Origin of the sequence: Streptomyces sp. ActVer, assembly GCF_027270795.1 — a bacterium.
Classification (GTDB): domain Bacteria; phylum Actinomycetota; class Actinomycetes; order Streptomycetales; family Streptomycetaceae; genus Streptomyces; species Streptomyces umbrinus_A.
Window position 1 is genome coordinate 1 of the sequence record NZ_JAPWHT010000519.1, and the last position, 6,925, is coordinate 6,925.

General features: G+C 71.2%; 9 protein-coding genes and 1 pseudogene. 9 read left to right on the plus strand and 1 reads right to left on the minus strand.

Going from position 1 to position 6,925, the window contains the following annotated elements:
* The 4 genes from O3Q52_RS46060 to O3Q52_RS46075 all read left to right on the plus strand — a co-directional run.
* The coding region (locus tag O3Q52_RS46060) for a hypothetical protein (protein ID WP_332113007.1) at positions 1–658 on the plus strand (658 nt) is incomplete at its 5' end.
* Positions 659–749: 91 nt separating this feature from the next.
* A complete protein-coding gene (locus tag O3Q52_RS46065) occupies positions 750–2,348 on the plus strand; it encodes an ABC-F family ATP-binding cassette domain-containing protein (protein ID WP_269654453.1) in 1,599 nt (532 codons plus the stop codon).
* Positions 2,349–2,721: 373 nt separating this feature from the next.
* Positions 2,722–2,943: a helix-turn-helix domain-containing protein gene (locus O3Q52_RS46070; RefSeq protein ID WP_006123601.1), complete on the plus strand. Its 222-nt coding sequence runs from the start codon at positions 2,722–2,724 to the stop codon at positions 2,941–2,943.
* Positions 2,944–3,076: 133 nt separating this feature from the next.
* Entirely contained in the window at positions 3,077–3,868 is a 792-nt protein-coding gene (locus O3Q52_RS46075; RefSeq protein ID WP_269654454.1) for an enoyl-CoA hydratase/isomerase family protein, read from the plus strand.
* A gap of 54 nt (positions 3,869–3,922) precedes the next feature.
* Here the strand turns inward: O3Q52_RS46075 and O3Q52_RS46080 are convergent, their stop codons facing one another.
* On the minus strand, positions 3,923–4,633 hold the full coding sequence (locus O3Q52_RS46080; RefSeq protein WP_269654455.1) for a nucleopolyhedrovirus P10 family protein: 711 nt from the start codon (positions 4,631–4,633) through the stop codon (positions 3,923–3,925).
* A gap of 86 nt (positions 4,634–4,719) precedes the next feature.
* Here O3Q52_RS46080 and O3Q52_RS46085 point away from each other — a divergent pair, with 86 nt between their 5' ends.
* From O3Q52_RS46085 to O3Q52_RS46105, 5 genes and pseudogenes are all read left to right on the plus strand, one after another.
* Positions 4,720–5,211: an Asp23/Gls24 family envelope stress response protein gene (locus O3Q52_RS46085; RefSeq protein ID WP_055616253.1), complete on the plus strand. Its 492-nt coding sequence runs from the start codon at positions 4,720–4,722 to the stop codon at positions 5,209–5,211.
* 74 nt (positions 5,212–5,285) lie between these two features.
* On the plus strand, positions 5,286–5,480 hold the full coding sequence (locus O3Q52_RS46090) for a hypothetical protein (protein WP_055616254.1): 195 nt from the start codon (positions 5,286–5,288) through the stop codon (positions 5,478–5,480).
* 65 nt (positions 5,481–5,545) lie between these two features.
* On the plus strand, positions 5,546–5,905 hold the full coding sequence (locus O3Q52_RS46095) for a hypothetical protein (protein WP_269654458.1): 360 nt from the start codon (positions 5,546–5,548) through the stop codon (positions 5,903–5,905).
* Positions 5,902–6,576: a DUF6286 domain-containing protein gene (locus O3Q52_RS46100; protein ID WP_269654456.1), complete on the plus strand. Its 675-nt coding sequence runs from the start codon at positions 5,902–5,904 to the stop codon at positions 6,574–6,576. The genes O3Q52_RS46095 and O3Q52_RS46100 overlap by 4 nt, the downstream gene beginning before the upstream one ends.
* A gap of 5 nt (positions 6,577–6,581) precedes the next feature.
* Positions 6,582–6,925 (plus strand): annotated as a pseudogene (locus tag O3Q52_RS46105) (hypothetical protein); the annotation flags it as partial.

Genomic DNA, 6,925 nt, shown 5'->3' on the forward strand with positions numbered 1-6,925 from the left:
TCTCCTCCTGGCCGCCCTGCTGCTCGCCGCGGCCCACCACGCGCGCCCCGTGCCCTACGGGGACCATTTCGTCGCCCACGCGCGCGTGGAGCCCGCGCACGCGACACCGCCACGGCTGGGTACGCGCGGGGCCACGGTCGAGGCGTACGACGGACGGACCGGTGAGCTGCGCTGGACCTACGGGCGCGAGGGGCGCCGGCCGCTCGCCGTGCTCCCCGCGCGCGGGGACGCGATCACGCTCTGGGACGACGGACTGGTCACCGCCACCTCCCACGGAGCCGTCCGCTGGCACAGGGCGGCCCTGCCAGGCGCCGCCGACTGGCTCGCGGCCCACGGCGGCGCCGGAGTGCTGCGGAACCTCGACCGGGGGATGCTCGCCGTCGTCACTCCGCGGCGCGTCACCGCGTACCGCGTCGAGGACGGTGACCTGCGCTGGGTGGTGCCCGCCCGCAGGGGCTGCGTCCTCGCACCCGCGCGGGCGGTACGGCGCGGAGCGGTGCTCCTGGTCGCGCAGCCCTGCCCGGGAAGGGACTGGACCGCCCAGCTGATCGCGGTGGACGACCTCGGCCGGATCACCCCGCACCGCACGCCGTTGGGCAATGAGCGTCACACTTCCGAACACCCGCACGCAGAAAAAATGGTTGCACGGCCCCGTTAGACTTGGCCCATGGCCATTCTCCTCGCGCACTAGACGGCGTGACCGATCTCAGCCACCCACCCCGTCATCAACCCTGCCCAGGAGTATGTCCGTGATTTCCGCCTCCGGTGTCGAACTGCGTGCCGGCGCCCGTGTCCTCATCGAGTCTGCCACCTTCCGCATCACCAAGGGCGACCGCATCGGTCTGGTCGGCCGTAACGGCGCCGGCAAGACGACCCTCACCAAGGTCCTCGCCGGCGAGGGCACCCCCGCCGGCGGCACCGTCACCCGCTCCGGCGAGGTCGGCTATCTCCCGCAGGACCCGCGCACCGGCAATCTCGACATGCTGGCCAGCGACCGCGTCCTGTCCGCACGTGGCCTGGACACCCTGATCCGCAAGATGCGCGAGAACGAACAGCGCATCGCGAACGGCTCGGGCGCCACCCGCGAGAAGGCGATGCGCCAGTACGAGCGCCAGGAGACGGAGTTCCTCACCAAGGGCGGATACGCCGCCGAGGCCGAGGCCGCCACCATCGCCGCCGCGCTCAACCTGCCCGACCGGGTGCTCGGCCAGCCCCTCCATACGCTCTCCGGCGGTCAGCGCCGCCGTATCGAGCTGGCCCGCATCCTCTTCTCGGACGCGGACACCCTGCTCCTCGACGAGCCGACGAACCACCTCGACGCCGACTCGATCGTCTGGCTGCGCGACTACCTGAAGACCTACCGCGGCGGCTTCATCGTGATCTCCCACGATGTCGACCTCGTCGAGACGGTCGTCAACAAGGTGTTCTACCTCGACGCCAACCGCGCCCAGATCGACGTCTACAACATGGGCTGGAAGCTCTACCAGCAGCAGCGCGAGGCCGACGAGAAGCGCCGCAAGCGCGAGCGGCAGAACGCGGAGAAGAAGGCGTCCGCGCTCCACTCGCAGGCCGACAAGATGCGCGCCAAGGCCACCAAGACCGTCGCCGCCCAGAACATGGCCAAGCGGGCGGACAAGCTCCTCGCGGGCCTTGAGGCCGAGCGGAAGTCCGACAAGGTCGCCAAGCTGCGCTTCCCCGAGCCGTCCCCCTGCGGCAAGACCCCGCTGATGGCCGAGGGCCTGTCGAAGTCGTACGGCTCGCTGGAGATCTTCACCGACGTCGACCTGGCCATCGACAAGGGCTCGCGCGTCGTCATCCTCGGCTTGAACGGCGCCGGCAAGACGACCCTGCTCCGCCTCCTCGGCGGCGCCGAGAAGCCCGACACCGGGCAGGTCATAGAGGGTCACGGCCTCAAGCTCGGCTACTACGCGCAGGAGCACGAGACACTCGACCCCGCCCGCACCGTCCTGGAGAACATGCGCTCCGCGGCCCCCGACCTGGACCTGGTCGAGGTCCGCAAGACCCTCGGCTCGTTCCTGTTCTCCGGCGACGACGTGGACAAGCCGGCCGGCGTCCTCTCCGGCGGCGAGAAGACCCGCCTCGCGCTCGCCACCCTCGTGGTGTCCTCCGCGAACGTCCTGCTCCTCGACGAGCCGACGAACAACCTCGACCCGGCCAGCCGCGAGGAGATCCTCGGCGCCCTGCGCACCTACAAGGGCGCTGTCGTCCTCGTCACCCACGACGAGGGTGCCGTCGAGGCGCTCCAGCCGGAGCGGATCATCCTGCTGCCCGACGGCGTCGAGGACCTGTGGGGCTCCGACTACGCGGATCTGGTGGCCCTCGCCTGAGCCCCGTACGGCCCACCGAGGGGGTCATCGGTGCTTGATCGAACCACTGATCAACTGCGTATGGATCATTCGGCTTATCCGTGATCCATCATCTGTGTGAGATCTCCTCGTACCGAGGTGTGTCCTACATCGATTTTCCGGCCGGGCCCTTTATTCCCAGGGACCCGGCCGTCGCGCGTCGCTGACCTGGGACTTTGCGAATGAACCCGTTCGGCCGTACGGACAGGCACGGGCGGAATTCCGTATTCCGCTCATGGTGACGGGCTTCCAGGACCCAAAGCTTGTCGCACGGACCTTGCCGAATGGGTGGCCAGGAAGCTCTTGAGGGGTGATCATGAGAAGTCCAGAGCGCACTTCCCATGAGGAGGCACGGGTGGCCGAGACTCTGAAGAAGGGCAGCCGGGTAACCGGCGCCGCGCGCGACAAGCTCGCGGCAGACCTGAAGAAGAAGTACGACTCCGGTGCGAGCATCCGGGCGCTGGCCGAGGAGACCGGCCGCTCGTATGGCTTCGTACACCGGATGCTCAGTGAGTCGGGCGTCACGCTCCGTGGGCGTGGCGGAGCGACGCGGGGCAAGAAGGCCGCGTCGGCCTGACGCCGGGCGGCTCCTCGTTCTCCGATGGTGGCCACCCGGTCGGTCGATTGACCGCCCGGGTGGTTACTGTGCAGTCACTTAAGGGTGTGCTCCTACGGCACCCTCTCTGACCGCACTCATCGGAGGCGCCCCCATGGCTTCGTTCGACCCGCTGCTCGACAAGGACGGCGTACGGCTCACCGTCGACGACGCGATCGCCACGGTGACGCTGACCAACCCGGCCAAGCGCAACGCGCAGAGCCCAGCTCTGTGGCGGGCACTGGCCGAGGCGGGGCAGTTGCTGCCGGGCACCGTCCGTGTCGTCCTGCTGCGCGCGGAAGGCAAGTCCTTCTCCGCGGGGCTCGACCGGCAGGCGTTCACGCCCGAGGGGTTCGACGGCGAGCCGTCCTTCATCGATCTCGCGCGCCGTTCGGACGCCGAGCTCGACGCTGCCATCGCCGAATACCAGGAGGGTTTCACCTGGTGGCGACGGAGCGACATCGTGTCCATCGCCGCCGTGCAGGGGCATGCCATCGGGGCGGGCTTCCAGCTCGCCCTCGCCTGTGACCTGCGCGTCGTCGCGGACGACGTGCAGTTCGCCATGCGCGAGACCAGCCTCGGGCTCGTACCCGACCTGACGGGCACGCATCCGCTGGTGGGGCTCGTCGGATACGCGCGAGCGCTGGAGATCTGTGCGACCGGGCGGTTCGTGCTGGCCGAGGAGGCGCAGCGGACCGGGCTCGCGAGCATCGCCGTGCCCGCCGATCAGCTCGACGATGCCGCGCGTGATCTCGCCGGGGCGCTGCTTGCCGCGCCTCGGGACGCGCTGATCGAGACCAAGGCCTTGTTGCAGGGGGCCGTGGGTCGTACGTATGAGGATCAGCGGGTTGCCGAGCGGGCCGCTCAGGGGCGGCGGCTTCGGGATCTTGCGGGTGTGGGTGACTGAGGTCGCTCTGAGGGTGCGGGTGCGTGGGGGCTGGGTGCGCAGTTCCCCGCGCCCCTAAAATCCCGGTCGTACCGCTGTTACCAGTGCAGCCACCGATGGGTGATCCGGTAGTGCCTCGGTCACCCTCGTGCGGACTGCTCTCGCCACGTCCAGCGTGCGCGCGGATGCCCCAGCCTCGAACTCCACGCGGACATGGCGGCGGGGGAGGGACACGGCGCCGGAGCGGGCTGCGATGTGGACCGCGCCCAGTCGAGTGACGCCAGGGACGGAGCGTACGGCGGTGGCCACGCGGGACTCGTCGGCGTCCAGCCGGAGGTCGGGGTCCCCGGGGCGTCCGTCGGACTCGTCCTCGTCCGGTGTGTTCGGAGCCTCCTCCAGCAGGCCCGTCACCCGTAGGTCCACCTCTGTGACCGCCAGGCCCAGGCGATCCGTCGCGGCTGCCGTGAGAGCCGTCCGCAGGCGGGAGGCGCTCGCCGGGAGGGGTTCCGCGGGTGTGGCCGCGAAATCCGCCGTGATGCGCAGGGGGCCCGGAGGGAGCGCGCTCGGGGGTGGCGGTACGACCGGCTCGGGTGGGCTGTCCGGGTCGGTGAGGGAGAGGCGTACGGCGGCCAGGCGTACGCCCGGCACGTCGCGGGCCGCGCGGCGCAGTACCGCGGTCACCGCCGCCTCGGTGATCCATGCGCCGTCGTGCGGGCCCCCTAGAGGCAGCAGTCTGCCGAGGCCGAGCTGATTTCTGACCGCCTGGGTCCATCGGTCCGCCGTCATTGCCCCAGCCTGCCGCATCCCCGGCGCGCGACCGGGCAACCCGACTTAGTGTGGGCGGAGGGGCCTACCGAAAGGGATGCACGGCGATGAGCGACACTACTCAGCGGAAACGGCCGGAGACCCCCGAGGTCGAGCAGCCGGACCAGCAGCTCAGGAAGACCAGCGTGACCAAGCGCGGCGGTGGAGATCCTGCCGGCCGGGGGCGTACCACCATCGCCGACGGCGTGGTCGAGAAGATCGCCGGGCTGGCCGCCCGCGACGTCCTCGGCGTGCACGCGATGGGCAGCGGTATCTCGCGGACCTTCGGGGCCGTGCGCGACCGGGTCCCCGGCGGTGGTTCGAAGTCCGCCACCCGCGGTGTGAAGGCCGAGGTCGGCGAGGTGCAGACCGCGCTCGACCTGGAGATCGTCGTCGACTACGGCGTGTCGATCGCCGACGTCGCCCGTGACGTACGGGAGAACGTCATCGCGGCCGTCGAGCGCATGACGGGCCTTGAGGTCGTCGAGGTCAACATCGCGGTCAGCGACGTCAAACTGCCGGAGGAAGAGGACGAGGAACCGGAGACCAGGCTCCAGTGACGCCGTACCAGTGATGTGCTGGTGCTCGCCGGTGACCTGCCCGTGTCCGCTAGTGACCTGCTGAGGAGTGCACCATGAGCTTGGCCGTGATCGGCATGATCGCCGGAATGGCGCTGGGCTTCGCCGGGTACTTCGGCGGGTTCGGTGCCTTCCTCCTGGTGGCGGCACTGGGCGCCATCGGCTTCGTCGTGGGCCGGTTCCTCGAAGGAGACCTCGACCCCGGTGACTTCTTCCGCACCCGCGGCACCCGCGACGACCGGCGGCGGTGACGCACGTGTCCGGTGAGTCCACCGCGGCCGGGGAGGCCGGTGAGCCCGCCGGGCCCCGTGCCGCCATCCGGCCCGGCAGCCCGGGCCGGACCGTCGAGGCGGGCGACCGGGGCGCGCTCCGGATCGCCGACCGGGTCGTCGCGAAGATCGCCGCACACGCGGCGCGCGAGGCCCTCGACGTGCTGCCGCCCGACGCCGGGCCCCCGCACGCCACCGTGATCGTCCACCACGAGGTCGCCCGTGTCCGCGTCAGCCTCGAACTCGACTACCCCTCCGACATCGGTGGCCAGTGCGCTGCCGTGCGTCACCAAGTCGTTCAGCGGGTAGAGGCGTTGGCGGGAATGGAAGTGCCCGAGGTCGCCGTCCAGGTGGAGCGGCTCCACTCGGCGCAGACGCGCGGCGCGGCACAGGGGAGGACGCAATGAGCGAGTCCCACGGCTCCGAGAGCACCCAGCACCTGCCCGTCATCGAGAAGACGGCCGAGAACGAACTCGGCCAGTCGGCCTCCGCGGCGGACTACAAACCCCTGCCCGTCCTCGAAGAGGCCGATGGCGCGGAAGGCCGCTTCTGGTCGGCCCGCCGCGTCCCCGCGGGCATCCTCGCGCTGCTGGTCGTGGCCGGCGCGGGCCTCCTGCTGTACGACGTCGTGGCGGTCCGCGCCGACCGGCCCGCCATGCACTGGCGCAGGTCCCTGGCCCACGAACTCGCCGAGCGGCCCCTCGACGACACCTGGGTCCTCGTCGGCGCGGGGGTCGCGACGGCCCTCGGCGTCTGGCTGCTCGTGCTCGCCGCGACACCGGGCCTGCGGGCCGTCCTGCCGATGCGTCGCGCCCACGCCGACGTACGGGCCGGCCTCCACCGGGGCGCCGCCGCCATGGTCCTGCGCGACCGGGCCATGGAGGTGTCCGGCGTGCGGTCGGTGCGGGTCCGGGTGGGGCGCACGAAGGTCGACGTCCGCGCGGTGTCGCACTTCCGTGGACTCGACGACGTACGCGCCGATCTGGACGACACGCTCGCCGACGGCATCAGGGGACTCGGGCTCGCCCGGCGCCCCGCACTGTCGGTGCATGTCGCGCGGCCGGGCCGGAAGGGATGAGCCGGATGCTGAGGATCGTGAACCGGGTACTGCTGGGCCTCGCGGGCCTGCTCCTCGTCGTGTTCGGCGGCTCCGCGCTGGCCATCGGCCTCGGCGCCAACCCGCCCTCGTGGTGGATCCACGACGACCGGCACGACGTGCTGCTGAGCGACGCGGACCGGGCGCGGTGGCGGGACGACGGCTGGTGGTGGCCCACCGTCATCGCCGTACTCGCCGTGACCGTGCTGCTCGCCCTGTGGTGGTTCACCGCCGTACTGCGGCGGCGCCGGCCCGCCGAGGCGGCGGTGGTGTCCACGCCGGGCGCGGTCACGTCGGGCTTGATGGCGCCGTCGAGGCCGGGTCCGGTGCT